Origin of the sequence: Anaeromonas frigoriresistens, from assembly GCF_016820655.1 — a bacterium.
Classification (GTDB): domain Bacteria; phylum Bacillota; class Clostridia; order Tissierellales; family SIT17; genus Anaeromonas; species Anaeromonas frigoriresistens.
The window spans coordinates 171,309-196,544 of record NZ_WSFT01000053.1 but is presented as its reverse complement, the minus strand read 5'-3'; the positions used below and the strand labels follow the sequence as shown (position 1 = coordinate 196,544).

Annotated in this window: 29 protein-coding genes and 1 pseudogene; 1 reads left to right on the top strand and 29 read right to left on the bottom strand. The window is 29.0% G+C overall.

The features are described from left to right. Positions 1-12 precede the first annotated feature (12 nt). From GOQ27_RS15040 to GOQ27_RS15030, 3 genes are all read right to left on the bottom strand, one after another. Positions 13-681 carry an Lrp/AsnC family transcriptional regulator gene (locus GOQ27_RS15040; RefSeq protein WP_203367699.1) on the bottom strand — a complete coding sequence of 223 codons (669 nt, stop codon included), beginning with the start codon at positions 679-681 and terminating at the stop codon, positions 13-15. A gap of 20 nt (positions 682-701) precedes the next feature. Then, a complete protein-coding gene (locus GOQ27_RS15035; RefSeq protein WP_203368064.1) occupies positions 702-1,409 on the bottom strand; it encodes a magnesium chelatase domain-containing protein in 708 nt (235 codons plus the stop codon). A gap of 161 nt (positions 1,410-1,570) precedes the next feature. After that, positions 1,571-2,485, bottom strand: a complete 915-nt coding sequence (locus GOQ27_RS15030) for a dihydrofolate reductase family protein (protein WP_203367698.1) — start codon at positions 2,483-2,485, stop codon at positions 1,571-1,573. A 180-nt stretch (positions 2,486-2,665) separates the two neighbouring features. Between GOQ27_RS15030 and GOQ27_RS15025 the strand changes: the two genes are divergently transcribed. Then, entirely contained in the window at positions 2,666-3,091 is a 426-nt protein-coding gene (locus GOQ27_RS15025) for a putative ABC transporter permease (protein ID WP_203367697.1), read from the top strand. 22 nt (positions 3,092-3,113) lie between these two features. Here the strand turns inward: GOQ27_RS15025 and GOQ27_RS15020 are convergent, their stop codons facing one another. From GOQ27_RS15020 to GOQ27_RS14895, 26 genes and pseudogenes are all read right to left on the bottom strand, one after another. Continuing rightward, positions 3,114-3,470 carry a YraN family protein gene (locus GOQ27_RS15020; RefSeq protein WP_203367696.1) on the bottom strand — a complete coding sequence of 119 codons (357 nt, stop codon included), beginning with the start codon at positions 3,468-3,470 and terminating at the stop codon, positions 3,114-3,116. Continuing rightward, a complete protein-coding gene (locus GOQ27_RS15015) occupies positions 3,454-3,744 on the bottom strand; it encodes an EscU/YscU/HrcU family type III secretion system export apparatus switch protein (RefSeq protein ID WP_203367695.1) in 291 nt (96 codons plus the stop codon). Before GOQ27_RS15015 ends, GOQ27_RS15020 begins: the two co-directional genes overlap by 17 nt. Continuing rightward, positions 3,744-5,126, bottom strand: coding sequence for a hypothetical protein (locus GOQ27_RS15010; protein WP_203367694.1), 1,383 nt, complete (start codon positions 5,124-5,126; stop codon positions 3,744-3,746). Before GOQ27_RS15010 ends, GOQ27_RS15015 begins: the two co-directional genes overlap by 1 nt. 11 nt (positions 5,127-5,137) lie before the next feature. Next, a pseudogene (locus GOQ27_RS15005) lies at positions 5,138-5,752 on the bottom strand (ribonuclease HII); the annotation flags it as partial. Between the two features lie 67 nt (positions 5,753-5,819). Continuing rightward, positions 5,820-6,671 carry a ribosome biogenesis GTPase YlqF gene (gene ylqF, locus GOQ27_RS15000; protein ID WP_203367692.1) on the bottom strand — a complete coding sequence of 284 codons (852 nt, stop codon included), beginning with the start codon at positions 6,669-6,671 and terminating at the stop codon, positions 5,820-5,822. A gap of 76 nt (positions 6,672-6,747) precedes the next feature. Then, positions 6,748-7,095 (bottom strand): 50S ribosomal protein L19, encoded by a 348-nt coding sequence (gene rplS / locus GOQ27_RS14995; RefSeq protein ID WP_203367691.1) that lies wholly within the window; start codon positions 7,093-7,095, stop codon positions 6,748-6,750. A 92-nt stretch (positions 7,096-7,187) separates the two neighbouring features. Then, a complete protein-coding gene (gene trmD / locus GOQ27_RS14990) occupies positions 7,188-7,925 on the bottom strand; it encodes a tRNA (guanosine(37)-N1)-methyltransferase TrmD (RefSeq protein WP_203367690.1) in 738 nt (245 codons plus the stop codon). Further along, a complete protein-coding gene (gene rimM, locus GOQ27_RS14985) occupies positions 7,922-8,416 on the bottom strand; it encodes a ribosome maturation factor RimM (RefSeq protein ID WP_203367689.1) in 495 nt (164 codons plus the stop codon). Before rimM ends, trmD begins: the two co-directional genes overlap by 4 nt. A 64-nt stretch (positions 8,417-8,480) precedes the next feature. After that, entirely contained in the window at positions 8,481-8,708 is a 228-nt protein-coding gene (locus tag GOQ27_RS14980) for a KH domain-containing protein (RefSeq protein WP_203367688.1), read from the bottom strand. Positions 8,709-8,729: 21 nt separating this feature from the next. Then, positions 8,730-8,999, bottom strand: a complete 270-nt coding sequence (rpsP, locus tag GOQ27_RS14975) for a 30S ribosomal protein S16 (RefSeq protein ID WP_203367687.1) — start codon at positions 8,997-8,999, stop codon at positions 8,730-8,732. A gap of 28 nt (positions 9,000-9,027) precedes the next feature. Continuing rightward, positions 9,028-10,371, bottom strand: coding sequence for a signal recognition particle protein (ffh, locus tag GOQ27_RS14970; RefSeq protein ID WP_203367686.1), 1,344 nt, complete (start codon positions 10,369-10,371; stop codon positions 9,028-9,030). Next, complete coding sequence (ylxM, locus tag GOQ27_RS14965) at positions 10,371-10,745, bottom strand: YlxM family DNA-binding protein (protein WP_203367685.1); 375 nt, start codon at positions 10,743-10,745, stop codon at positions 10,371-10,373. Before ylxM ends, ffh begins: the two co-directional genes overlap by 1 nt. A 93-nt stretch (positions 10,746-10,838) precedes the next feature. After that, positions 10,839-11,885 (bottom strand): signal recognition particle-docking protein FtsY, encoded by a 1,047-nt coding sequence (gene ftsY, locus GOQ27_RS14960; RefSeq protein ID WP_203367684.1) that lies wholly within the window; start codon positions 11,883-11,885, stop codon positions 10,839-10,841. A gap of 10 nt (positions 11,886-11,895) precedes the next feature. Beyond that, positions 11,896-15,480, bottom strand: a complete 3,585-nt coding sequence (smc, locus tag GOQ27_RS14955; RefSeq protein ID WP_203367683.1) for a chromosome segregation protein SMC — start codon at positions 15,478-15,480, stop codon at positions 11,896-11,898. Positions 15,481-15,505: 25 nt separating this feature from the next. Next, positions 15,506-16,576 (bottom strand): elongator complex protein 3, encoded by a 1,071-nt coding sequence (locus GOQ27_RS14950; RefSeq protein WP_203367682.1) that lies wholly within the window; start codon positions 16,574-16,576, stop codon positions 15,506-15,508. Further along, positions 16,576-17,289, bottom strand: coding sequence for a ribonuclease III (rnc, locus tag GOQ27_RS14945; RefSeq protein ID WP_203367681.1), 714 nt, complete (start codon positions 17,287-17,289; stop codon positions 16,576-16,578). The genes GOQ27_RS14950 and rnc overlap by 1 nt, the downstream gene beginning before the upstream one ends. 173 nt (positions 17,290-17,462) lie before the next feature. After that, on the bottom strand, positions 17,463-18,701 hold the full coding sequence (fabF, locus tag GOQ27_RS14940; protein WP_203367680.1) for a beta-ketoacyl-ACP synthase II: 1,239 nt from the start codon (positions 18,699-18,701) through the stop codon (positions 17,463-17,465). A gap of 60 nt (positions 18,702-18,761) precedes the next feature. Then, positions 18,762-18,989: an acyl carrier protein gene (acpP, locus tag GOQ27_RS14935; protein WP_203367679.1), complete on the bottom strand. Its 228-nt coding sequence runs from the start codon at positions 18,987-18,989 to the stop codon at positions 18,762-18,764. 20 nt (positions 18,990-19,009) lie between these two features. Beyond that, positions 19,010-19,753: a 3-oxoacyl-[acyl-carrier-protein] reductase gene (gene fabG, locus GOQ27_RS14930; RefSeq protein ID WP_203367678.1), complete on the bottom strand. Its 744-nt coding sequence runs from the start codon at positions 19,751-19,753 to the stop codon at positions 19,010-19,012. Between the two features lie 22 nt (positions 19,754-19,775). Beyond that, positions 19,776-20,702: an ACP S-malonyltransferase gene (fabD, locus tag GOQ27_RS14925; protein WP_203367677.1), complete on the bottom strand. Its 927-nt coding sequence runs from the start codon at positions 20,700-20,702 to the stop codon at positions 19,776-19,778. A 17-nt stretch (positions 20,703-20,719) separates the two neighbouring features. Beyond that, positions 20,720-21,658 carry an enoyl-[acyl-carrier-protein] reductase FabK gene (gene fabK, locus GOQ27_RS14920; protein WP_203367676.1) on the bottom strand — a complete coding sequence of 313 codons (939 nt, stop codon included), beginning with the start codon at positions 21,656-21,658 and terminating at the stop codon, positions 20,720-20,722. A gap of 16 nt (positions 21,659-21,674) precedes the next feature. Next, positions 21,675-22,673 carry a beta-ketoacyl-ACP synthase III gene (locus GOQ27_RS14915; protein WP_203367675.1) on the bottom strand — a complete coding sequence of 333 codons (999 nt, stop codon included), beginning with the start codon at positions 22,671-22,673 and terminating at the stop codon, positions 21,675-21,677. Continuing rightward, a complete protein-coding gene (gene plsX / locus GOQ27_RS14910) occupies positions 22,666-23,670 on the bottom strand; it encodes a phosphate acyltransferase PlsX (RefSeq protein WP_203367674.1) in 1,005 nt (334 codons plus the stop codon). Before plsX ends, GOQ27_RS14915 begins: the two co-directional genes overlap by 8 nt. 10 nt (positions 23,671-23,680) lie before the next feature. Next, a complete protein-coding gene (fapR, locus tag GOQ27_RS14905) occupies positions 23,681-24,238 on the bottom strand; it encodes a transcription factor FapR (protein ID WP_203367673.1) in 558 nt (185 codons plus the stop codon). A gap of 216 nt (positions 24,239-24,454) precedes the next feature. Beyond that, positions 24,455-24,634, bottom strand: a complete 180-nt coding sequence (gene rpmF, locus GOQ27_RS14900) for a 50S ribosomal protein L32 (protein ID WP_203367672.1) — start codon at positions 24,632-24,634, stop codon at positions 24,455-24,457. Positions 24,635-24,650: 16 nt separating this feature from the next. Next, positions 24,651-25,154, bottom strand: a complete 504-nt coding sequence (locus tag GOQ27_RS14895; protein WP_203367671.1) for a YceD family protein — start codon at positions 25,152-25,154, stop codon at positions 24,651-24,653. Positions 25,155-25,236 lie beyond the last annotated feature (82 nt).

The window sequence follows — 25,236 nt, the reverse complement described above, 5'->3', positions numbered from 1 at the left end:
AAGTTTAAAAACTTAAAACTTAAATCTAACTTTTGCTTCTAAATCTTTTGCGGAGTATTTAGAGGTTCGTTGTTCAAAGTTATGGAAAGTATTTATTTTAGCTCTAGTGTTTGCGGCACTAGGGTTATTTTCTTTTTTAAATGGTATTTCTTTTATTAAGTCATACTGTTTCTTAAGATTGGTACATAGCTTAGTTAAATACTTATATAGATCATTCACTATAGTACCCTTTTCTGTAGATATTTTTAACTGTTGTAAAGCTTTATCTAATATATCTTGTCCAAATTTTTTTAATAATAATGATTTTATAAAGTAAAGAGTCATACTCTCTTCTTTATCAATATGTTTTTGTTTTGTCTTCTTTGGTGAACTACTATCTTTATTCTTCTGAACCACATGTGTAAAAAAATATTCGTTAACATCATATTCTTGCTTTACAGGGTTATAATTTGTCCTTTTTATAATTAATCCTTTTTCAATAAGTCTTTTTGTATATTTGAGTACAGTATTTTTAGATACTCCCATTTCTTCAGCTAATCTTCTAATACCTACTTTTGCTATACAAGTTTGCCAGTTCATAAATTTTCGTATTGTTACATAAGTACTAATTTCTAATCCTTTTAATTTTGATAGTATAGAATTGTCTACAGCTGTATAGTAGTTGTTTACTGTTTTTTGCATCATATCCACCCCTATTTAGTTTAGTTGTGGACATTGTACCATGATATTAATATATTATGTCCTCCTGCAGCAGCTACTTCCATTGCTCTTTTTAATGATTCTTGTCCCTTTATATCCTTAAAGTCATAAAGAACGTCATCACTAGTAACTTTATTAAAAGATTTTGTTTCCCAAGGTTCAATAATCTCTGTTTCATTTAAATATGAAACTAATTGTTCTATGTTTTTAACTGGTATAATTTTGATACCTTTCACTACACCGCACTCTTCTTTATTATCAAATGGTATTATAACTCTTTTCATATTCAAAGATAATAAAGATATAACCATAGGAAGAGCTCCATCAATTTTAGTTACTTCTCCATCTAAAGATAATTCACCTATAAAACAAGTATCAGAAAAATCTATATCTTTAATAATATCCATACATTTTAATATACCCGTAGCAATAGCTAAATCCATTTGAGATCCTTCTTTTTTCAAGTTGGCTGGAGATAAGTTAATAGTAATTCTATTTAATGGAAACTGATAATTACTATTATTTATAGCTGTCCTTACTCTATCCTTAGATTCTTTTATTGCTGCATCCGGTAGCCCTACAATATTAAAGCTTGGCATTCCATTTGATAGATCTGTTTCTACTTCAACTATACTTCCATCTAAACCCTGCAAAACACAAGTATTAATTTTTGTAAACATACCCACATTACCCCTTTTCTTATATACCATTTTATTATTCAATACGTTTATCTTATAATCCTTTAATTTTTTTAAATTTTAAATAATTGTTTATGTATTATTTATTATCAATTATGATAACATCTATTTAGACTATTTTTTTTTCCACATAAGTAAGGTTTTTCAGACGTAAAAAAAGTAGACCTAGAAGTCTACTCAAATGTTCTATATTTTATTTTTTGTCTCATATACAGAAAGTTTTCTTTATGAATATGTAATGACATGATATCTACTCCTGGATAATCATGTCTATAAAAGGGTATGCGTTTACCTAATGTTAAATCTCCTCCAGCATATATACAAGAATAATTAATAAACATTTCATCCATCAACTGCTCTTTTATTAAAATTGATATCAGACCAGGAGATTCTACTAATATTTTATCTAATCCTAGATCTTTGAGTTTTAATAAAAAAGATTTTATACTAAAGTATTTATTATCTCTTTCATACATTATAATTACTTCTTTAGTTTGCTCAAGTTCTTCTTCATAGCTATTAATTTCTATTTCTTTAATTGGCTTATCTAGTCTATTAGAAATTTTATTATAACCCATTTCTGTGGTCAAAATAATTGTAGGAATATTATCCTGTTGAATTATTTTATGGTTTATATCTATATCTCCTTTTCTGCTAATTATAATATTCCATGGTACTGTCATACTTTTCTGTAAATCATTGATTCTTATTTCTTCTAGATTCTTATCATATATGTGTCCAGTTATATTTTTTTCAACGTTCAGGGTTCTACTACCAAATATGATTGCATCACTATAGGTTCTTAAAAGATTCAAAACCCATAAATCTGCTAGTCCTCCATCTGGGTCTAAAAAATTCCCTTTGGATATTTCATTACTCTTTGTTTGATCTTCTAAACCTATTTTACCATCTAATGTCATAATTAGACTCCCATATAGATAAGGAAATTTATCTTTTATAGGTAAATGAAAATCACCATATATTTCTTTTATATATTTTGGTGTATTCATATTCGTTTCAATTTTTGATAGAAAAATATTTCTCAACTTAACTTTTTCTTTCGAAAATTCTATCCTATGTAACTTCATATATACACCTCCTTTAAAATACTGAATATTTGTTCTAATTATATCTATTGCCGGGGTAATAGTCAAATTAAGACATTGTTCATCTTTTTCTAACATAAAACTTAGTTTTTTTGGATTTCATTAATCATCTTTGAAAATGTTGTAAAGTATATTATAGTTTTTATATCAAATAATAATATTATGATAATAAAATTTGTTATGTATGGTTTAATAGGTCTATTGATTGAAGTTTTTTTTACTGGAATAGGTTCCCTTATATCTAATGATTTTACATTAATAGGTCATACTTATATTTGGATGTTTTTTATTTATGGATCTGCAGTTTTTTTAGAAAGAATACATGATATTATCAGAGATAAAAACTTTATAATACGAGGAGGTGTTTGGTCTGTTATAATCTTTTCTATAGAATTTGTTACTGGTTTTTTATTGCATAAAATAATTGGTGTCTGTCCATGGGACTATAGTGGAAATTCGCCCTATACTATTCTAGGTTATATAAGACTAGACTACCTTCCTTTTTGGTTTGTATTAGGTCTTTTATTTGAACAACTTCATGATTATATAGATAATTTTATGATCACATTAAAAGAGACTCCTAAGTAGGAGTTTCTTTTAATGTGATCTTTTATGTCCAAAAGGCATCAATAATATGATTTATATCATTGCTATCTGAATAAACCTCTATAATATCAAACCTAAATTGGGTATTATAGAGGTTTTTATATTTTGCGTATAGCTTAGCTACATTTATAATTTTTTTCTGTTTTCTATAGTCTACAGCTTCAAAAGGATGACCATAGCTTGAATTTCTTCTCAATTTAACTTCAATAAATGTCACGATATCCTTATCTTTAGCAATTATATCTATTTCTCCTAGCTTTGTAGTAAAATTTTTCTCAAGTATCTTATAATCTTTTTGTAAAAGGTATTTTATTGCTATTTCTTCTCCAAAATTACCCTTACTTCTATTTTCTTTCTTCATATAATCCCTTCTTTTTATCAATTTCATATACAAAGGCTAAAATACCTGCTATTGCCTCATATAACTCCGAAGGTATTTCACTACCTAATTCAATAGAAAAAAGCTTATTTACTAATTTCTCGTCTTTATATACATATATATCTTCTTTCTGTCCTGTTTCAAGGATATTAGCTGCCACTATACCTTTTCCTTTTGCTATTATCTTTGGGGCATTATCTTTATTTGTCTTGTATTTTAGAGCAATAGCTACTTTTCTATTTCTCTCCAATTTCATCACACCCTAGCATCGAAAATGTAATTATCATAATCTACATCATCTAATAGATTAAATGCTGCAACTTCTTTTGAAATATTTATATTAATGATAAAATTTTTAATACCTGATTGAACCAAATGCTTTTCTAAACTATATTTGTTTTCCTCAAAATAACTTGCAATATTTCTATCCTTTAAATTAAAAGTTATAGTGTTTCTACTTTCAACTATTTCATATGTGATGTTAACTTCATCTAAATTAATAGTATTAAGTGAAAAATAAATTTTAAATTTATCTTTTTTAAATTTATTTTTATTTTTATTGAATATAAGTATTTTATCCAATATTTCTTCATTTTTTATTTTTAATGGATAATATAATAAACTCATATTTTTATTTATATTTTTTAAATACTCTAGTTCATTTTTTGTAGAATCTAATAATGTTTTAATTTGATTATTGTCTTCATTAGAAACTTTCTTATTAATTTCTTCAACTACTTCAGTAAGTTTTGTATAATAATTTTTAATAAAAGATTTATCTGATTTTTCTCCTAAAAAATATTTATCAATTTCTATTAAATTCTTTATTTTATCTGATAGTTTTTCATATTTATTATTTGATGATAAATTTTTTATAATTTCTTTAAGATTAGATGACAGGAAATTTTTTCCTTCAATTATATCCATTGTAAATTTTAAATTTTCAAGGTTTATTTTCATATCATTCTTTATTAGAAACAACAAAGATTTAATAGTATTTTCTTTTAATTCTAATTCTTTGTTATTTTCATTAGATTGTTTATCATAAAAAAAATTCTTTATGATCGAAGATTCTTTATCTAGTTCTTTTAAATTTAAGCTTATCAGTTTATCTAATTCTTTTTCAGATATTTTATTATTAAATACTTGATCTTTTACAATTAATTGCTCTTTATTATTTTGTAAAGAAGTATTATCTAATTTATTATATAATACTTCTAAAATATTAATATTTTTAATAGTATTTGCTATGCTCTCTTTATTAATATTCATATCTAAACTTACTAATCCTTTGACCATTTCTATGTTTTTCTTAGATTCTACAAGATTATATTCATCAATAACTTTGTTGATTAAATCTATAGATGTTTTTTCAGCTAAATTTTCCTCATTAGGTTTTAAATATAAAATTCCATCTTTCTTATCTTTAACTATAAACTCTAGATTACTACCCACTCTTGCATCAAGTGGAATTTTCGTCTCAGCTTTAACTATCTCTCCATTAGCCAATTCAATAAGAATTTGGTTATTTAATTTTTCTAATAGTTTAACATCAATTATTGTTCCTTTAATGAATATATCTTTACTAGTATTATCTATAGTTTTATTTAATAATGAAGATATATTATTTAATTTCATTACATCACCATCTATAATATATTTTTTAAGAAAGTCATTCTATGAATTGGTGTAGGCCCTAACTCTTTAAGAGCTTCTCTATGTTCTTTTGTACCATATCCTTTATTTTTTTCAAAGGCATACCCTGAATATACTTCAGATAATTCAACAATAGTTCTATCTCTATAAACTTTTGCAATAATAGATGCGGCTGCTATACCATGACATTTAGCATCACCCTTTATTATACTTCTTTGCTCTATATCAATATCTATTTTTTCTGCATCTATAAGTAACATATTAGGAACTATTTTCTTTCCTTCTTTTGTTCTTAAGTTTTCAATAGCTTTTTTCATGGCTAAGTGAGTACTTTTTCTTATATTTATTTCATCTATAGTGTTATTATCAACTGAACCAATCCCTACTGCAATTGCTTTTTCATGTATTATATCATATAATTTCTCTCTGTTTTTTGGTGATACTTTTTTAGAATCCTTTACTCCATCTATCAATATATCCTTTGGCATAACTATAGCACAGGCTACTACATCACCAGCAAGACAACCTCTACCCACTTCATCTATACATGCAATATATTCATACCCATCATTCCATATCTCTTGTTCAATCTTTAACATCTTAACACTCCATTCTTCTTTATTACTTAAAAATAAAAGACTTCCATTATATAAAGGGAAGTCTAATTATATTCTACTATATATTCTTTGGTCTTTCCAATGAAATAAATCCTATAGTACCATCTCTAAACTCATCTAAAAGTATATTAGCCACTCGAGAATAATCTATTTCTTGACCCTTTAAAATACATCCTCTCCTTAATGCAATATCATCCATTACTTGAAGAGCTGTTTTATTTTCAGTGGAAACATTATACCTAGCTTCAATTTTATCTGGGGCCAAAATCAATAATTTTTCAATTAATTTTAAAGCTAAAGTTTCAATATCCATTATTTCATCTTTGATAGCTCCAGTAAATGCAAGTTTTAATGCAACCTCTTGATCCTCAAATTTTGGCCATAAAATCCCCGGAGTATCTAATAACTCAATATTTCCTTTTAATTTAATCCATTGCTTACCTTTAGTTACCCCTGGTCTATCTCCAGTCTTAGCACTTTTTTTACCTGCTAAAGTATTAATTAGGGTAGATTTTCCCACATTTGGAATTCCTACTATCATTGCTCTTACAGGTTTGTTTTTAATTCCTCTTTTTAAAAGTCTTTCTTGTTTTTCTTTAACTGCGTCATTAGTTTCGCTTATTATCCTTGATATTCCCTTGTTTTTAATAGCATCTACTAATACAGTATTAACACCTTGTTTTTTGAAGTATTCTATCCATTCTTTATTAATTTGCGGATCACTAAGATCACTTTTATTCATAATAACAACTCTAGGTTTATTATGAACTATTTTTTCAATTTCTGGATTTCTGCTACTTAAAGGTATCCTTGAGTCTATTAACTCATATACTATATCTACTAATTTTAAATTTTTCTGCAATAATTCTCTAGTTTTTTTCATATGCCCTGGAAACCAATTAATATTCATTAAATCACCCCGGTCTTATCTTTTTGTTTTTATAAATATATAAAATAATGGGACTGTCCCCAGCCCCATAATCTTATTAGTAATTTCTCTTCTCTTTAACTCTAGCTCTCTTACCAGTTCTTTCTCTTAGGTAGAAAAGTCTAGATCTTCTTACGCTACCTCTTCTAGTTACTACTAGCTTTTCGATTTTAGGTGAATGTAATGCGAAAGTTCTTTCCACACCTACTCCATAAGAAATTCTTCTTACAGTAAATGTTTCTCTATTGCTTCCGCCTTGTCTCTTTATTACTGTACCTTCAAAAACCTGAACTCTTTCTCTATTACCTTCTTTAATATGGTAATGTACTTGAACTGTATCACCAACATTAAAATCTGTAATTTCTTTGCTCATTTGTTCTTGCTCGATCATTTTAATTATATCCATGTGTATAACCTCCCTTCTGCCTAGACGTTCATATCTAAAGGATAGAGGACCGTCCGTGTTACCCATGTTATTATAGCACAGAATAGTTGATATTACAACTTATTTTTATCCCCTATTATTATATCCTGTAATGTCTTATTATCTTCTTCTGATAGATCTTCAACTTCAATCAAATCAGGTCTATTATAATAGGTCATTTTAATAGACTGATACCTTCTCCACTCTTCTATCTTTTTGTGATTTCCTGATAGTAAAACTTTAGGAACTTCATATCCATTAAAATCTCTAGGTCTAGTATATTGGGGATATTCTAATAATCCATTATAATGGGATTCATCCATAAAAGATTCATCACTTTTTAAAACTTCAGGTAATAAGCGAACTACTGCATCTATTACTGTCATAGCTGGTATTTCTCCACCAGTAAGCACGTAATCTCCTACCGATATAATATCATCTACGTAATTTTCTATAATTCTATTATCTATACCTTCATAGTGTCCACATAAAAAAACTAAATGCTCTTCACTTGAAAATTCATTTGCTATAGATTGATTAAATACTTTACCCTTTGGGCTTAGGTATATTACTCTAGAACTATCAGTCTTAATACTGTTTATAGCTCTATATATTGGTTCTGGTTTCATTACCATACCAGGTCCACCACCAAATGGATAATCATCAACCCTATTATGCTTATCATTAGAAAAATCCCTAATATTAATGTAATTAATATCTACTATATTATTTTGGATTGCTCTTCCAATAATACTTTCTCCTAAAACCGATTTAAACATATCAGGAAAAAGAGTTAATACATCTATTTTCATTCTAATAACCCCTCTATAGGCATTATTACCATTTTTTTCTCTTCTAAGTCTATTTCTTTAACGAATTCTTTAACTGCTGGTATTAGATATTCTTTATCTTTACCCTTAACCACATAAACATCATTTGCCCCTGGAGTTAATACATCCTTGATAGTTCCAATTTCTATACCATCCACAGTAACTACATTTAGTCCCTTTATTTGAAAAATAAAATAGGTATCTTCCTCTAATTCAATCATATCTTCTTGAGTTATATAAATATATTTATTTTTAAATATCAACACATCATTTATATCATTAAAGTTTTGAATCGTTATTATTGGAAAGCCTTTTTTATACCATACCTTTTCAATAATATATTCTTTATTATCTATATACATTTTATTCAAGTTATTAAATCTTTGAGGATCATCGGTTAAGGGGAGTACTTTCAATTCACCTTTTAATCCATGTGTATTTATTATCTTCCCAACTTGTATTTTATTAATCATATTTAGCACCTCTTAATAAATTATAAGAATATATTTAAAAAGGGACTAGATAAACTAATCCCTTTTATATAATCTCTACAACCACTCTTTTATTTTCTTTAATAGCAGCTGCCTTAACAACGGTCCTTATAGCTTTAGCTATTCTACCTTGTTTTCCAATTACCTTACCCATATCATCTGGGGCTACCTTTAATTCAATGATAACCGACTGTGATCCTTCAACTTCATTTACTTCTACAGCATCAGGATTATCTACAAGTGCTTTTGCAATCATCTCAACTAAATCTTTCATTTTTTCACCCCCTAAAAGCTATTATGCTTTTTTGGATTCCTCAAATTTTTCAATAACACCATTGTTTTTGAAAAGAGTGTTTACAGTATCAGTTGGTTTAGCACCATTATTTAACCATTTAACAGCCTTTTCAGCATCTATTTTAATTTCTTTTGGTTCAGAAACTGGGTTATAGTATCCAAGCTCTTCGATGAATCTTCCATCTCTAGGTGAACGAGAATCAGCAACTACAATTCTGTAGAAAGGCTTCTTCTTAGCTCCCATTCTTTTTAATCTTATCTTAACTGACATTTTATTTCACCTCCTTAAAAAGTAATATTTATTTGAAAAATGGGAAGTTCATTCTTCCTCTTTTTTTCATAGCTTTTTCCATACCAGAAAACTGTTTCATCATTTTTCTAGTTTCTTTAAATTGCTTTAAAAGTCTATTAACACTTTGAATATTAGTTCCACTTCCTTTAGCAATTCTTTTTCTTCTACTACCATCTATAATTGATGGATCATTTCTTTCATTCTTAGTCATTGATTTTATTATAGCTTCTATCTTAACTAATTCTTTATCATCAACATTTAGATTCTTAAGTTGTTTTGAATTCATACCCGGAACCATCTCTAAAATCTGACTTAGGGGTCCCATATTTTTCATTTGTTCTAATTGATCTAAGAAATCATCAAATGTAAAATCCTGATTTCTTAATTTATTTTGTAATTCCATTGCTTTTTTTTGATCAATATTAGCTTGGGCTTTTTCTATAAGACTTAATACATCTCCCATTCCTAGAATTCTTGATGCCATTCTATCTGGATGGAATGGTTCTAAATCTTCAAGTTTCTCACCCATACCAACAAATTTTAATGGTTTTCCAGTTACGGCTCTAATTGATAAAGCAGCTCCACCTCTTGCATCACCATCAAGCTTTGTTAGTACTACACCATCTATGTCTAGTTTCTCATTGAAACTTTCAGCTACAGAAACAGCATCTTGACCAGTCATTGCATCTACTACTAATAAAATTTCATTAGGATTGATTTCATTTTTTATATTACCAAGTTCGTCCATCAATCCTTCATCTATATGAAGTCTACCGGCAGTATCTACAATTATAACGTCATTACCATTTTTCTTTCCATGTTCTAAAGCTGCTTTAGCAATATTTACAGGATTCTGCTTATCTCCCATTGAGAAAACTGGTATGTCAACTTGACCACCAACAACTTGTAATTGTTTTATTGCGGCAGGTCTATATATATCACATGCTACTAATAAAGGTTTTTTTCCTTTCTTTTTTAAAAGGTTACCCAATTTACCTGATAGTGTGGTTTTACCTGCTCCTTGAAGTCCACATAACATTATTACTGTTGGAGGGTTATCTGCAAAATTAATTTTGCTCTCTTCTTTACCCATTAAAGATGTAAGTTCTTCATTAACAATCTTTACTACCTGTTGTCCAGGGGTAAGACTTTCCATAACTTCATGGCCTATAGATCTTTCTTTAACTTTGTTAACAAAATTCTTTACAACTCTAAAGTTAACATCAGCTTCTAAAAGAGCTAGTTTTACTTCCCTCATTGCTTCTTTAACATCTTTTTCTGTTAGTTTACCTTTTCCCTTTAATTTTCCAAGAGTATTTTGAAGTTTTTCAGCTAAACTTTCAAAAACCATTATCTCACCTCCTGATTATTCTCAAGTAATTGTTCAAGGATCTTTGTTATATTTTCAAATATATCTTTATTATCTTTGTTAATAGTAACTGAATGCTTTAATTCTTCTAATAAAACCTTCAATTCCTTCGTTTTAAATCTATTGTTCTCAAATTTCTTTACCAGGCCTAAAGTTTCTTCATACTTATACAGTATAGATTCAGCCCTTTTTACTAAATCATATGAGCCTTGTCTACTTATATTTAATTGCTCACCTATTTCAGTCAAAGTCAAATCGTGAATATAGTACAGTTCAATTGCTTGATATTGTTTACTACTTAAAAGCTTTCCATAAAAATCAAATAATAAACCTATTTCAACCACTTTCTCAAACATATAATCAACCTTTTTTATTAAAATAAATACATCTGTAAAGTTATTAACTTGACAGATGTATTGTATAATAGATCTTACTATTTGTCAATTATTTTATTCAGGAAAAATTGCATCCACAAAATTTTCTGGATCAAAATCCTGTAAATCATTTATTCCTTCTCCTACTCCAACAAGTTTAACAGGCACATTTAATTCTGATTGAACAGCAAAAATTACACCGCCTTTAGCAGTTCCATCTAACTTAGTTAAGGCTATTCCAGTTATATTACACGCTTCTTTAAATACCTTTGCTTGCATAACAGCATTTTGTCCAGTAGTAGCGTCAACCACAAGAAGAACCTCTTTAGTTGCATTAGGATATTCTCTACCTACTATTCTAAAAATCTTATTTAATTCATTCATTAAGTTTTTCTTATTATGAAGTCGACCAGCAGTATCACAAATTAAAATATCCATATTCCTTGCTTTAGCAGCTTGTATCCCATCAAATATAACAGCTGCCGGATCAGAGCCTTCACTATGGGATATAATATCTACATTTGCTCTATTGGCCCATTCAGATAGTTGCTCAATAGCTGCAGCTCTGAAAGTATCGCCAGCTGATAATAATACTTTTTTTCCTTCTTCTCTAAATCTGTAAGCTAATTTTCCAATAGTAGTAGTTTTTCCTACACCATTTACTCCTACTACTAATATTATAGCTGGTGAAGGATTAATATTTAGTTTGCTTTTTCCTTCAACATCTTCTAAGATTTCTTTTAATTCTTCTTTCAAAATAGATTTTATTTCACTGGCTTCAGTCAATTTTCTTTCCTTAACTTTATCTTTAACATCCTCAATTATTCTTTCTGTAGTTTCAAGACCCACATCTGCCATGATCAGCACTTCTTCTAAATCTTCAAAAAGTTCTTCATCAATTTTCTGATAAGACTTTATGATATCATCTACCTTATCTGATATACCTCTTCTTGTCTTTTCTAATCCTTCCTTAAGTCTACCAAAAAAACCTGTTTTACTCTGTTCAATATTATCATCAGATATATCATTTGTATCTTCAGATTCTTTTTTTGTTATAACCTCTTCCTGGTTATTAGTTAATTCCTCTTCATTTTTACTCTTTTTAAATAGTTTATTAAACATATTCTTCCTCCTAGCTAGCTATTTCTTCAATTAAATCAGATAGTTTTACAGATAATAATTTACTAACACCATTTTCTTCCATGGTTACACCATATAAACTATCTACTGACTCCATAGTACCTTTCCTATGAGTAATAATAATAAATTGAGTTTTATCAGAGAAATATCTAAGATACTCAGCAAATCTCACTACATTTGCATCATCTAATGCAGCCTCAATTTCATCTAATACACAAAAAGGAGTTGGTTTAAGTTTTAGTATTGCAAACAATAATGATATTGCTGTTAATGCTTTTTCTCCCCCTGAAAGAAGGCTAATGTTTTGAAGTTTTTTTCCAGGCGGTTGAGCTATAATCTCGATGGGACTGGTAAGAACATTTTCTTCGTCAGATAAAAATATATCTGCTTTTCCTCCTCCAAATAATTTTGAAAAAATCTCTTTGAAATTATCTTTTATAATCTCAAAGTTTTCTACAAACTGTTCTATCATTTTTGTTTCCATATCATCAATCACTTTCACAAGGCTCTTTTTGGCATTTATTAAATCTTCTCTTTGATTACTTAAGAATTCATACCTTTCAGACACCTCTTTGTATTGTTCAATCGAGTCAATATTTACATTTCCTAAGTCCTTTATTCTTCTTTTTATTTCTCTTACATTATTTTGTACCTTTGTAACATTTTCAATTTCTCTTCTAAATTCCAAAGCCATTTGATAAGTAAGTTCATACTCTTCCCATAGCTTATTATTGTAATTCTCTAACTGGGTTTCATACTTAGCTAATTTTATCTCCATAGTATTTATACTCTTTTGCAGTTCAGTTATATTTTTATTCATTCTCTTTAATTCTTCTTGTTCTTTATAAAAGGTGTCTAGATACAATGTCTTTTTATTCTTAATCTCAACTAAATCAGAATTACACTGAGAAAGTTTATCCTCTAACTCTTCTTTTTCTTCAGATATCTTTGCTATGATATCCTTAGTCTTTTCTATATTTATTTCTTTTTCCGATATCTCTTTTTCAATGTCTTTTCTTTTATGAAGTAGGTTTTTAATCTCTTCTTCTAACCTTGATGATATATTAATAATTTCATTTTTCTTCTGCTCTGTAGAGGCTAATTCCACTTTAACTTTTGTTATTTCTTCATTTAAATCTTTAGTTTCTTGTTTTTTATCTTCAAAATCTTTTAAATCTATTTCTATGTTGCCTTTTGTTAAGTTATTCTTTTCTTCTAGTTCTTTTATCTCTTCTTTTATATTATCAATCTGTACAACAGATTCACTTTTTTCATTTTCAAGACTCTGAATCTCTTTTGTAAATTTATTAATTCTTTTTTCTATTTCAATAAATTGTTCTTCCAAAGTACTAATCTTATTAGATGTACTATTAATATTAATTTTAAAAGAGCTTATTTGATCATTTAATTCCTCTAATGAATTTTCTAAAGTACTTATTTCCTCTTTAAGTGAAGAGTAGTCCTTTACTAAGCCATTATATTTTTCAACTTTATTATCAATTTCTTTTTTTAGACTACCAATCTCTCTGTCTCTACCTATTAAGCTACTATTATTAGTATTTTTATAATTACCACCAGTCATAGACCCACCAGGATTAAGTACATCCCCATCTAAAGTAACGATTTTAAATGAACTATTTATTTTCTTTGAAATAGTTATACCTGTACTTAAATCTTTAACAATTACTACTCTACCTAATAAATATTCAAAAATATCTTTAAACTTCGCATCAAACTTAACTATAGATGATGCTACCCCTAAAACTCCTTGATTATTCAGTATCTGTGACTCATAATCATTAAGATTTCTTCCTTTTATAGCATCCATAGGTAAAAATGTAACTCTTCCTAATTTATTCTCTTTCAAATAATCTATAAGTTTTTTTGCATCCTCTCTTGTATTAGTTACAATATTTTGAGCTGCTGCTCCAAGAGCTATCTCAATAGATTTATCAAATTTTTCATCTACCTTTATTAATTCTGCAACTACTCCTTTGACTCCCCTTTGTAAACTCTCATTCTTTTTGCAAGCTAAAAGAATATTCTTAACACCTTTATAATATCCTTCATAATGATCTTTCATATTTTCTAACATATTAAGTTTTGAGTTCCTACTTTGGATATCACCTTTTAGATCATTAATATTATCAGAAGTTATCTCAATATTTTTTCTTGAGCTCTCTATTTTACTTATTAAAGATATTTTTTCTTTATTAGAGTTATCTAATTGAATTTTCAATTCTTCCATTTCTTCAGTAATACAAGAAATTTGTGAGTTTAAACTTTCTTTTCGGTCAATTAATTGTGTTTTTTCTTCAATTATTTGTTCTAATCTTTTATCAATATTTTTATAAAAGGATTCTATTGTATTAATTTTACCTTTTTTCTCTGTAATATTATTCAAAAAATCTATTATACTGCTTTTTTTCTTTTCTATATTTTCTTCAGCTAAATTAACAACATCTTCTTGTGATTTTAGTTCATCAATCTTATCATCTAATATAGATTGAAATTTATTCATAGATAAACTTATTTTATCCTTCTCTTTTAATAGTGTCTCTAATTCTTCATTTTTTTCTTCAAAAGTCTTCATAGAATGTTCTAAGTCTGAATTAAGCCTTTTAATTTCTTTATTAAGAAAAGAGATTTGTTCATTTCTCAGTTTATAATCTCCTTCTTTTTTTTCATTCTCACTTTGGATGCATTGCTTCTTTTCCTGAATTTTTTCTATGCTTTTATCCATATTCTCTATAAGATTTTTTACTTCTTGAAATTTTTCTTCAATCTCATTTTTCTTTTTATTATTAAAGGTATATTGCTTTTCTACTAAATCCTTTTGATGATTAAGATGTTCTATTTGTTCCTTCAACCTTACAATTTCTCTTATAAATAAATTTACCTCCAAATCCTTCAGATCCTTTGTAAGATCAATATACTCACTGGCCTTCTCTGACTGAGATTTTAAAGGGTCTATTTGTTTAAATAGTTCATCTGCTATATCATTAATTCTTATTAAATTATCTTTTGTTTTTTCAAGTTTTCTCTCTGATTCTTTTTTTCTAGTTTTATACTTTACTATACCAACAGCTTCTTCAATAAGGTTTCTTCTATCATCAGACTTTGTAGATAGTATTTCTTCAATCTTACCTTGTCCTATAATAGAATATCCATCAGTTCCAACTCCTGTATCCATAAAAAGTTCTCTAACATCTTTTAATCTGCTTGAAGTTTTATTTATATAATATTCACTTTCACCAGATCTAAAAACTCTTCTTGTAACACTGACCTCAGAAAAGTCAATTGGAATTTCTTTATTTTTATTATCTAAGACGAGAGTAACTTCTCCAAATCCTAAAGGTCTACGTTTAGAAGTTCCAGAAAATATTACATCTTCCATTTTACTTCCTCTTAATGTTTTAGCACTTTGTTCTCCTAAAACCCACCTAATTGCATCTGATATATTACTCTTTCCACTTCCATTAGGACCTACTACTCCTGTAATTCCATTTTCAAAATCTATACTAGTTTTATCTGCAAAGGATTTAAATCCTTGTATTTCTAATCTTTTTAAATACATATTATTCCCCTCTTTTTGGTAAAAATCATATCAAATTATGCTTAAATAAATATTCTTTGATAAAGTATTCTTTATCTAATTTATATTTATTGACTCCATCACTAATTATTATATCTTCAGTCAAATTATTACCATTAACTTTTATACGAAAATGTAATTTAAGCTTTTCTAAATTTTCTCCTTTGTATCCAACAAAATTTGAAATTTCTTTATTATTTAAAGTGATATTTAAACTATCTGATTTAAAGTTTGTTTTTGAAAAAAACATATCTAATATATCCCCATATATTTTAGATTCAATGATCTGTCTGATAGCAGGATGGAATGGTCCTGTTACTATATCCTTATCAAAGGATATGTTATCAGTGGGCTGTAATCCAATTCTAATTACTGTAATATTATTATACTCAAATAGCATTAATATATCCTTAACATAATTAATTGTTTGATCTAAAGTTAGTGGATTATATAAACCATTTTTATATAGGGTTTCTAAATATGTTTCTTTAACTACTAATGTAGGATATATTCTTACAAAATCCGGTTTAAGTTCTATAAACTCTTTAGCTGTATACATGGATTTTAATCTTGTATCTCCTACCAACCCCACCATCATTTGTAATCCTAGTATAAAATCTTGATCCTTTATTAATTCTACTGCTTTATATACATCTTGTATGCTATGGCCTCGGTTACTTCTAATAAGAACTTCCTCATCCATGGATTGTACTCCTAATTCTATAATATCCACATTATAATCCTTTAGAATTTCTATTAATTCTTTGTTTATATAGTCTGGCCTTGTAGAGAGTCTTATCTTATCTATTTTTCCTAAATCTTTGTATTTCTTAGCAATACTAAGAAAAGATTTTTGAATATTTATATCTAATCCTGTAAAACTCCCCCCAAAAAAAGCTATTTCTTTTATAGAACTTTCTTTCATAGTACTTAAGTTATTTTCTATAATATCAACAACTTCTTTTTCCGTCATATCAGTATCTAACCCTGTAATTTTTCTTTGATTACAAAACACACAATCATGAGGACAGCCCTGATGAGGTATAAAAACAGGTATTATATAATGTTTCTTTGCCATTAATTAACTACCTTCTTTAAAGCAGATTTAGCCGCTTCTTGTTCAGCCTCTTTTTTACTACTTCCTTCTCCTCTACCTAAAACACTATTGTTATTTAAAACTTCAACAAAAAATCTCTTATTATGATCTGGCCCCTCTTCTTTAATAACTCTGTATTCTATACAACAATTGTTGCTTTTTTGTATTAATTCTTGAAGTTCAGTTTTATAATCTAAAAGTATTTCTCCCTTTACTGCTTCTTTTATGGTATCTAAAAGATTTTCTAAAATGAACTTTCTAGATACTTCTATACCACCATCTATGTAAACAGCACCTATTACGGCTTCAAAGGCATCAGATAATATACTCGTTCTATCTCTACCACCAGTAGATTCTTCTCCCTTACCTAATAATAAAAATCTTCCTAAGTCAATTTTTTTTGAAATCGCAGCTAAGGAAGGTTCACATACAACTAGTGCTCTTATCTTTGTTAATTCTCCTTCCGGATAATCCTTGTAGTTATTAAATATATAATCACTTACAATTAATCCCAATACTGAATCTCCTAGAAATTCTAATCTCTCATTATATCTTAAATTAAATTTTTTATATTCATTAGCAAAAGAACTATGAGTTAGTGCTCTATTTAATAATTTAATATCATCAAATTTATAATTAATAACCTCTTGAAATTTAATTAATTTTTGTTTCCTTTCTTTAGATAAATTTCTCATCGAATCCCTCCAATCATGTAGATATATTTGAAGATATTTTAAATAATTATCTAAAACATTTTCAACTATACCCTTTTATAGTTTACTATAATTTACACATATGATGCAAATTCTTTCAAATTATTTTTAAAATTTACAGTAAGAAAAGTCGACCTAGGTCGACTTTTTAAATATTACTCATACTTTTTAAATAAAACAGTTGCATTATGCCCACCAAATCCTAATGAATTTGATAGTGCATAATTTACTTCTTCTTTTATTGCAGTATTAGGTACATAATTAAGATCACATTCTTCATCTTGATTTACAAGATTAATAGTGGGCGGAATTATGCCGTTTTTTATGGCTAATGTAGTTGCAATTGCTTCTACTCCACCAGCAGCACCTAGAAGGTGTCCTGTCATTGATTTTGTAGAACTTATCTTAATATTATATAATGATTCCTCAAATAAATTTTTAATAGCTAATGTTTCGAATTTGTCATTGTAATAAGTTGAAGTACCATGGGCATTAATATAATTTATCTTAGACTTATCAACTTTTGCATCTTTAATTGCTAATTCCATTGCTCTCTTAGCTCCGCTCCCATCTTCTAAAGGAGTTGTAATATGGTTTGCATCACAAGTTGAACCATATCCCGCAACTTCAGCATATATTTTAGCACCTCTATTTAATGCATGCTCTAATGTTTCTAATATCAATACTCCAGATCCTTCTCCCATTACAAAACCATCTCTATCTTTATCAAAGGGCCTACTTGCTTTTTGAGGATTATCATTATTAGTTGATAAAGCCTTCATAGACGAAAATCCAGCTAATGCAATCGGAGTAATTGATGCTTCTGAACCACCAGTTATTAAAATATCTGCATCTCCTCTTTGTAGAACCTTGAATGCATCACCAATTGCATTTGTAGATGATGCACAAGCCGTAACTACTGTTTCATTAGGTCCCTTCGCATTAAAAGCTATTGCAATCTGACCTGCTGCCATATTACCTATCATCATTGGAATAAAGAATGGGCTTATCCTCTTAGGACCTTTATTTATTAGCTTTTCCTTTTGTTCTTCAAAAGTTTCAATACCTCCAATACCAGAACCAAATATAACACCAAATCTTTCATTATCTATCTCATCAGTATTTATTTTGGCATCATCTATAGCAAGTCTTGAAGCTGCAACGGCAAACTGTGTATATCTATCCATTCTTTTAGCTTCTTTCTTATCTATATAATTAACAGGATCAAAATCTTTAACTTCAGCTGCAATTTTTGTTGCATAATCAGTAGTATCAAATCTAGTTATATAATCTACACCACTTTTACCCGCTACTAATGCTTTCCAAAAATTATCTTTACCAATCCCTATAGGACTAATAACCCCAATCCCCGTTATAACTACTCTATTATTCATGACTTACCTCCTATATAGAAGTTTACTAATAAAGTCCCGACTGACGACGGGACTTTATTGTTATTTGTTGTTATTTATATAATCTACTGCATCCTTCACAATAGATATCTTTTCTGCATCTTCATCAGGTATTTCTATTTCAAAATCCTCTTCAATCGCCATGATAAGTTCAACAACGTCTAGTGAATCTGCACCTAAATCATTCTGAAATGATGACTCTAATTTAATATCTTCTTTCTCAACATCTAATTGTTCAGCTATAATATTCTTTAATTTCTCTAATACCATTACTAACACCTCCTTTCAATTTATACTGCTAATCCTCCATCTACTACTAAGGTTTGCCCAGTAATATATTGGGATAAATTACTGGATAAAAACAATACTGTGTTGGCAACGTCTGTAGCAGTGCCAAATTTATTTAAAGCAATATTTTTAAGATAAGCTTCTTTGATATCTTCATTAAGCTCTTTAGTCATATCTGTCTGAATAAATCCAGGAGCTATAGCATTTACTCGAATATTCTTCTTTCCAATCTCTTTAGCTAAAGATTTTGTGAATCCAATAATACCAGCCTTTGATGCGGAATAATTGCACTGACCTGGATTTCCAGTTATACCTACTATAGAACTTATATTTATTATACTTCCACTTTTTTGTTTCATCATTTTTCTAACAATTGACTTAGTTACATTGAAAGTACCTTTTAGGTTGACTTCTATAACATCATCCCATTCTTTTTCTGACATTCTCATGAGTAAGTTATCCCTTGTAATTCCTGCATTATTAACTAGAATATCAATTTTTCCAACCTTTTCATATGATTCTTCTATTAATTTATTAGCTTCCTCCATTTTAGATATATCAGCTTTTATAGCATATGCTTTTCTTCCTAAATTATTAATCATATCTACTACTTCTAAAGCTTTAGTAGAACTATTAGAATAATTTATTATAATATCAGCTCCATTTTGAGCAAGAGTGAGAGCGATCTCCTTTCCAATACCTCTAGAGCCTCCAGTGATAATAGCTGTTTTACCGTTAAGATCCATTTTGATCACCTCAATTAAATTGTTATATTAATAAATCTAAATCTTTTATTGATTCGATATTTATAATATCTACTTTTGTTTTTTGTTTTTTAGCAATTTTTTTTATAAATGTTGATAAAGATTTCCCAGGACCAATCTCGATAAACCTCGTTACTCCGTCATTTAGCATCTTTTCAATAGATTGCTGCCAATATACTGAAGTACAAACCTGTTTTATTAATAAATCCTTAATTTCATTTTCGTTAATATAATCTGCTGTAACATTGGATATAACATCACAATTTAAAGGAGTTATATCTATATCTTCTAAATCATTCTTTAAATTATTTCCTGCTGGTTTTAATAAACTTGAATGAAAAGGTGCACTTACAGGCAATAAAACAGCTTTTTTAGCACCATATTCTTTTGCTAATGCAACTGCTTTCTCTATTACATCTGACTCTCCTGTTATTACGATTTGTCCAGGACAGTTATAATTAGCTGCCTCAATAATTCCATTATCCCTAAGATCTTTAATTAACCTATGAGTGCCTTCAATATCTATACCTATTAAAGCAGCCATCTTACCATCGCCTTCTGGAACTGCTTCCTGCATATATTTCCCTCTGTTTCTTACAAGTTTTACAGCATCCTCAAACTTTATTGCTCCAGCATATAATAAAGCAGTGTATTCTCCTAAGCTTAATCCTGCTGTCACATCTGCTTTTACACCTTTATCTTCTAATACTTTTAATATTGCATAAGATGTTGTTAATATAGCAGGCTGTGTTATTTCTGTTAATGACAATTGCTCCATAGGACCCTCGAAACATAATTCTTTCATATTTATTCCCAATATATCTTCTGACTTATTGAACACATCTTGAGCAATTTTAAAGTTATTATAAAACTCTTCACCCATCCCGATATATTGAGCACCTTGCCCTGGGAATACAAAAGCTGTTTTCATGTACAATGCCCCCTTAACTATATATTACACAAGTAACTCTGTACTTTATTAGATTCTTTTATGATATCATCTATTATATTTTTGCAATTTTTTATATCCTTAATAAGACCACTACTTTGCCCAGCCATCACTGAACCTTGATCTATCTCACCATCAATTGCAGCTTTTTTATATGAGCCTATAGTTAATCTATCTATCTCACCTTTGTTTGATATATCTTTTTCAAGATTGATTAATTTCTTAGAAAATTTATTTTTAATTATTCTCACAGGGTGACCTGTAATTCTTCCAGTAACTATTGCATCTCTATCTCTAGCATTAACTATTTTATTTTTGTACTCAATATGAGCAATACACTCTTCTGAGCATACAAATCTGGTTCCAATTTGAACACCTTCAGCACCTAAAGATACTGCAGCTACATATCCTCTTCCATCTGCAATACCCCCGGCTGCTATAACAGGTATATCAACTTCATCAACCACTTGAGGAACAATAGTAAAAGTAGTAAGTTCTCCAATATGTCCTCCTGCTTCTGTCCCTTCAACAATAAGAGCGTCTGCTCCTACCTTCTCCATTCTCTTAGCTAATGCCACAGATGGGACAACAGGAATTACCTTTGTACCAATATTCTTTAATTTTTCAATATACTTCCCTGGATTACCTGCTCCAGTAGTTACTACACTCACCTTTTCTTCATAAAGCATTTCCATAATATCATCAACAAAAGGTGACATAAGCATTACATTAACTCCAAATGGTTTATCAGTCATTTCCTTCGCTTTTTGTATCTCTTTCTTTATTATATCTGCTGGTGCAGCACCACACCCAATGACTCCTAAACCTCCTGCTTCCGATACAGCTGAAGCTAATTCTGCAGTAGCTACCCATGCCATACCCCCTTGTATTATGGGATATTTAATATTTAATAATTTTGTTATTCTAGTATCAAACATAAATAACCTCCTACCTTTAGGATTTCCATTTCAATAAGGTAGCTCCCCAAGTTAATCCACCACCAAATCCTACTAATAATACATTCTCATTATCATGTAATTTGCCACTTCTAACTGCTTCATCCAATGCTACTGGAATTGAAGCAGAAGACATATTACCATATTTTTCTAAGTTGAGTTGAACTTTATCTAAGTCTATCTTCAGTCTTTTAGATGCAGATTCGATGATTCTCATATTAGCTTGATGAGGTATTAAATGATCGATTTCTTGTATTTTAACCTCTGACTCTTCCATAACTTGTTTAGAAGACTCCACCATCGTCTTAACCGCAAATTTAAAAACTGAATTTCCTTCCATTTTTATGAAATGTAATTTATCTTTAACAGTTTCTAAAGTAGAAGGTCTTAATGATCCTCCAGCAGGTTGAGATAATAAATCTCCTCCTGACCCATCAGCTCCTAATTTTATGGACATAATTCCTTTATTAGATTCAACCTTTGATAATACAACGGCTCCCGCACCATCACCAAAAAGAACACATGTATTTCTGTCTTCCCAGTCAATGATTTTGGATAGATTATCGGCACTTATAACTAAAACATTTTGGTATAATCCAGATTTAATAAAAGAGTATCCTGTTGATAGTCCATATATAAACCCTGTACAAGCTGCTTCTAGATCAAATGCTGCAGCATTCTTAAGTCCTAATTTCTCTTGTACAATACAAGCTGTAGATGGAAATGCCATGTCAGGGGTTACTGTAGTCACTATTATCATATCTATATCATCAGATCCTAATCCCGAAGCATCAATTGCCCTTTGGCCAGCAATCTTTGCCATGTATGAAGTAGCCTTACTCTTATCTAAAATCCTTCTTTCTTTTATACCAGTTCTAGTAGTTATCCATTCGTCAGAAGTATCTACTATACTTTCTAATTCTTTGTTTGTGAGTATATTATCAGGAATATAGCTACCAGTACCAATAATTCCGATACCAAATTCAGTATTATCCATTGTCACCCTCCATCTTTATGATTTCATTCTGAATTATTTCAACAACATTATTTTCACTAAATATTTTCGCTTGTCTTATTGCATTCTTAAATGCTTTTTCATCAGAACTACCGTGGGCTTTAATTACACCACCTTTAACACCTAAAAGTAATGCTCCACCATATTCTGAGTAGTCCATTCTTTTCTTAAAGTTCTTTAATCCTGATTTCAATAATAAAGCACCAAACTTGGTTTTTATATTTTTCATAAATTCATTTTTTAAAGCTGAGAAGATTGAAGATGCAAGACCTTCGGTTAATTTTAAGATAGTATTTCCTACAAAACCATCACATACCAACACATCACATTCACCTTTAGGAATTTCTCTCACTTCTAGATTTCCATAAAAATTAACTTTAGTTTCCTTAAGTAACTTGAAAGATTCCTTAGTTAGTTCATTTCCTTTACTTTCTTCATCTCCTATATTTATCAATCCAACCTTTGGATTGTTTATATCTAATACTTTTTCTGCATAAATAGATCCCATTATTGCAAACTGTTGTAAATTTTTAGGTTTACAGTCTACATTAGCCCCAGCATCTATGAGCAATGATACTCCTTTTTCAGTAGGATATACAGGAGATAAGGCTGGTCTATCAATACCTTTTATCCTACCTACAACAAATAATCCACCGCTTAACAAGGCTCCTGTACTTCCAGCTGATACTATGGCATCAGCCTCTTTATCTTTAACTAGTTTTAATGCTTTAACCATTGAAGAATCTTTTTTTCTTCTGATAGCTGCAACTGGTTTTTCATCAGTATTAATAATTTCATTTGCATTTAATATTTCAACTTTACTTTTATCAAATTTGTATTTACTTAATTCCTTTTTTATAATTTCTTCTTTACCTACAAGTACTACATTAACACCCAATTCATTAACTGCATCTACACTACCTTTCACAGTAACTTCTGTACCTCTGTCTCCACCCATTGCATCAATTGCTATTTTCATATTATCACTCCTATTTCATAGATACTAAAATAAATTTTCCTCTAAAGACTTCCTTTTGAGACTCAAAAATAAATACGTGAACAAAAAATTTATTTCCTCGTTTTCTTACCACTTCAGCTTTAGCTACTAATTTATTTCCAGCTTTAACTGGAGTTTTATACTTTATATTAGCCACTCCTGTTAATGCTACCTCAGCATCTATGACAGCCATAGCAATCGATTCTGCTTGAGCAAAGATATGGTGTCCTCTAATAATATTTGTTTTTTCAAAGGCCATATTTCCATTTGTTTCTAGTATAGATATTCCTGACTTACCTAATTCCAAATCAATAAGCTCACCAATAATCTCTTTACCACCTAAAGATCTAACCTTAGAATAATTTTTTTCAGCAACATTCTTTACTCTTTCTCTTAACTCTGGAATTCCTAGTTCTAGTCTATCCAGTCTTATAGTTTGAATACTTACATTAAAAATTTGAGTAAGCTCTTCATCTGTTAAAAATGGATCTTTTGATAATCTTTCTTTTAGTTCTCGTTGCCTATCTACTTTAGCAATTCTTTTTTTCATACTATCACCTCAAGTTATAACTTGAAATTAGTACCTGTTACTAATAGTTAGTATATATTATTAGTGATAATTTATCAAGTGCTAATTTCAACTTTTTTTATTTATAAATAATAATAAACTTGTGCATGTCAAATACACAAGTTTATTATACCAAATATTTCTTCATTTTAAAAAACAAGATAATAAAAAAGATAGCGTATAAACACTATCCTTTTATTATTTAACTTCTTTAACCTCTTTATTTTTGTAAAAACCACAAGCAGAACATACTCTATGTGGTAATTTTGGCTCATGACATTGTGGACATTCCATTATGTTCGGTTTCACTGCCTTATAGTTTGATGCTCTTCTTTTATCTCTTCTTGATTTTGATGTTTTACGCTTTGGTACTGCCATTAAAAACACCTCCTTATTAGTCCATTAATTCTTTCAGTTTAGCCAACCGAGGATCAATATTCTTATCTTCACAATTACATTGACCTTCATTTAGATCTCTTCCACAATTAGGACATATTCCTTTGCAATTCTCATCACAAATTGTCTTCATTGGTAAAGAAAGCAATATTGAAGATATAATTGGTTCTGTTAAGTCCAGAGTGTATCCAGATACTACTATAAGTTCTTCTTCAGATGCTTCTTCTTCATCATCTTCAAACTTAATCTTATAATCAAGAGTACTCTGCTCTTTAACAGAAGTATCTTTTAAGCATCTAGCACAATTACTTTGAAACTCAAAGTAAACCTTAGCCTGTAAATAAATTCCATCATCAGTATTATATATACCACCCTTTATTACTGTTGGCTTAGTTAATTTAATATCATTTTCCTCAGTTTTAATCTCATTGATTTCAATTGTATCATCCAGATCAATCTGAAAATCGCTTCCGTTGATAAGATTAGATAGGTCAATTTTCATTTTTATTCACCTCTTATTACGACCAAACTTAATTATATTAAGTAATATTAGTTTTGTCAAGTTTTTTTGTTGACAACTTACA

Bases quoted from the DNA above. Each gene is read 5' to 3' on its own strand.
- plsX (WP_203367674.1), bottom strand. From the start codon at position 23,670: ATGAAAATAGCAATTGATGCAATGGGTGGAGACAGAGGTACAGAAGTT.
- GOQ27_RS15020 (WP_203367696.1), bottom strand. From the start codon at position 3,470: ATGAAGAAAGAAAATAGAAGTAAGGGTAATTTTGGAGAAGAAATAGCA.
- GOQ27_RS15015 (WP_203367695.1), bottom strand. From the start codon at position 3,744: ATGAAATTGGAGAGAAATAGAAAAGTAGCTATTGCTCTAAAATACAAG.
- ftsY (WP_203367684.1), bottom strand. From the start codon at position 11,885: ATGTTTAATAAACTATTTAAAAAGAGTAAAAATGAAGAGGAATTAACT.
- rpsP (WP_203367687.1), bottom strand. From the start codon at position 8,999: ATGTCAGTTAAGATAAGATTAAAAAGAATGGGAGCTAAGAAGAAGCCT.
- rplS (WP_203367691.1), bottom strand. From the start codon at position 7,095: ATGGATATAATTAAAATGATCGAGCAAGAACAAATGAGCAAAGAAATT.
- smc (WP_203367683.1), bottom strand. From the start codon at position 15,480: ATGTATTTAAAAAGATTAGAAATACAAGGATTTAAATCCTTTGCAGAT.
- GOQ27_RS15040 (WP_203367699.1), bottom strand. From the start codon at position 681: ATGCAAAAAACAGTAAACAACTACTATACAGCTGTAGACAATTCTATA.
- GOQ27_RS15025 (WP_203367697.1), top strand. From the start codon at position 2,666: ATGATAATAAAATTTGTTATGTATGGTTTAATAGGTCTATTGATTGAA.
- fabG (WP_203367678.1), bottom strand. From the start codon at position 19,753: ATGGATCTTAACGGTAAAACAGCTATTATCACTGGAGGCTCTAGAGGT.
- fabF (WP_203367680.1), bottom strand. From the start codon at position 18,701: ATGAATAATAGAGTAGTTATAACGGGGATTGGGGTTATTAGTCCTATA.
- GOQ27_RS14895 (WP_203367671.1), bottom strand. From the start codon at position 25,154: ATGAAAATTGACCTATCTAATCTTATCAACGGAAGCGATTTTCAGATT.
- GOQ27_RS15030 (WP_203367698.1), bottom strand. From the start codon at position 2,485: ATGAAGTTACATAGGATAGAATTTTCGAAAGAAAAAGTTAAGTTGAGA.
- fabD (WP_203367677.1), bottom strand. From the start codon at position 20,702: ATGAAAACAGCTTTTGTATTCCCAGGGCAAGGTGCTCAATATATCGGG.
- acpP (WP_203367679.1), bottom strand. From the start codon at position 18,989: ATGGTATTAGAGAAATTAAAGAATATTATAGCTGAACAATTAGATGTT.
- ylxM (WP_203367685.1), bottom strand. From the start codon at position 10,745: ATGTTTGAGAAAGTGGTTGAAATAGGTTTATTATTTGATTTTTATGGA.
- rimM (WP_203367689.1), bottom strand. From the start codon at position 8,416: ATGATTAATAAAATACAAGTTGGGAAGATAATAAATACACATGGATTA.
- trmD (WP_203367690.1), bottom strand. From the start codon at position 7,925: ATGAAAATAGATGTATTAACTCTTTTTCCTGATATGTTTAAATCGGTT.
- GOQ27_RS15010 (WP_203367694.1), bottom strand. From the start codon at position 5,126: ATGAAATTAAATAATATATCTTCATTATTAAATAAAACTATAGATAAT.
- GOQ27_RS15035 (WP_203368064.1), bottom strand. From the start codon at position 1,409: ATGGTATATAAGAAAAGGGGTAATGTGGGTATGTTTACAAAAATTAAT.
- rnc (WP_203367681.1), bottom strand. From the start codon at position 17,289: ATGAGAAATTTATCTAAAGAAAGGAAACAAAAATTAATTAAATTTCAA.
- ffh (WP_203367686.1), bottom strand. From the start codon at position 10,371: ATGGTTTTTGAAAGTTTAGCTGAAAAACTTCAAAATACTCTTGGAAAA.
- fabK (WP_203367676.1), bottom strand. From the start codon at position 21,658: ATGTTTGATACTAGAATAACAAAATTATTAAATATTAAATATCCCATA.
- GOQ27_RS14915 (WP_203367675.1), bottom strand. From the start codon at position 22,673: ATGGATAATACTGAATTTGGTATCGGAATTATTGGTACTGGTAGCTAT.
- GOQ27_RS14980 (WP_203367688.1), bottom strand. From the start codon at position 8,708: ATGAAAGATTTAGTTGAGATGATTGCAAAAGCACTTGTAGATAATCCT.
- rpmF (WP_203367672.1), bottom strand. From the start codon at position 24,634: ATGGCAGTACCAAAGCGTAAAACATCAAAATCAAGAAGAGATAAAAGA.
- ylqF (WP_203367692.1), bottom strand. From the start codon at position 6,671: ATGAATATTAATTGGTTTCCAGGGCATATGAAAAAAACTAGAGAATTA.
- GOQ27_RS14950 (WP_203367682.1), bottom strand. From the start codon at position 16,576: ATGGCAAAGAAACATTATATAATACCTGTTTTTATACCTCATCAGGGC.
- fapR (WP_203367673.1), bottom strand. From the start codon at position 24,238: ATGAAAAAAAGAATTGCTAAAGTAGATAGGCAACGAGAACTAAAAGAA.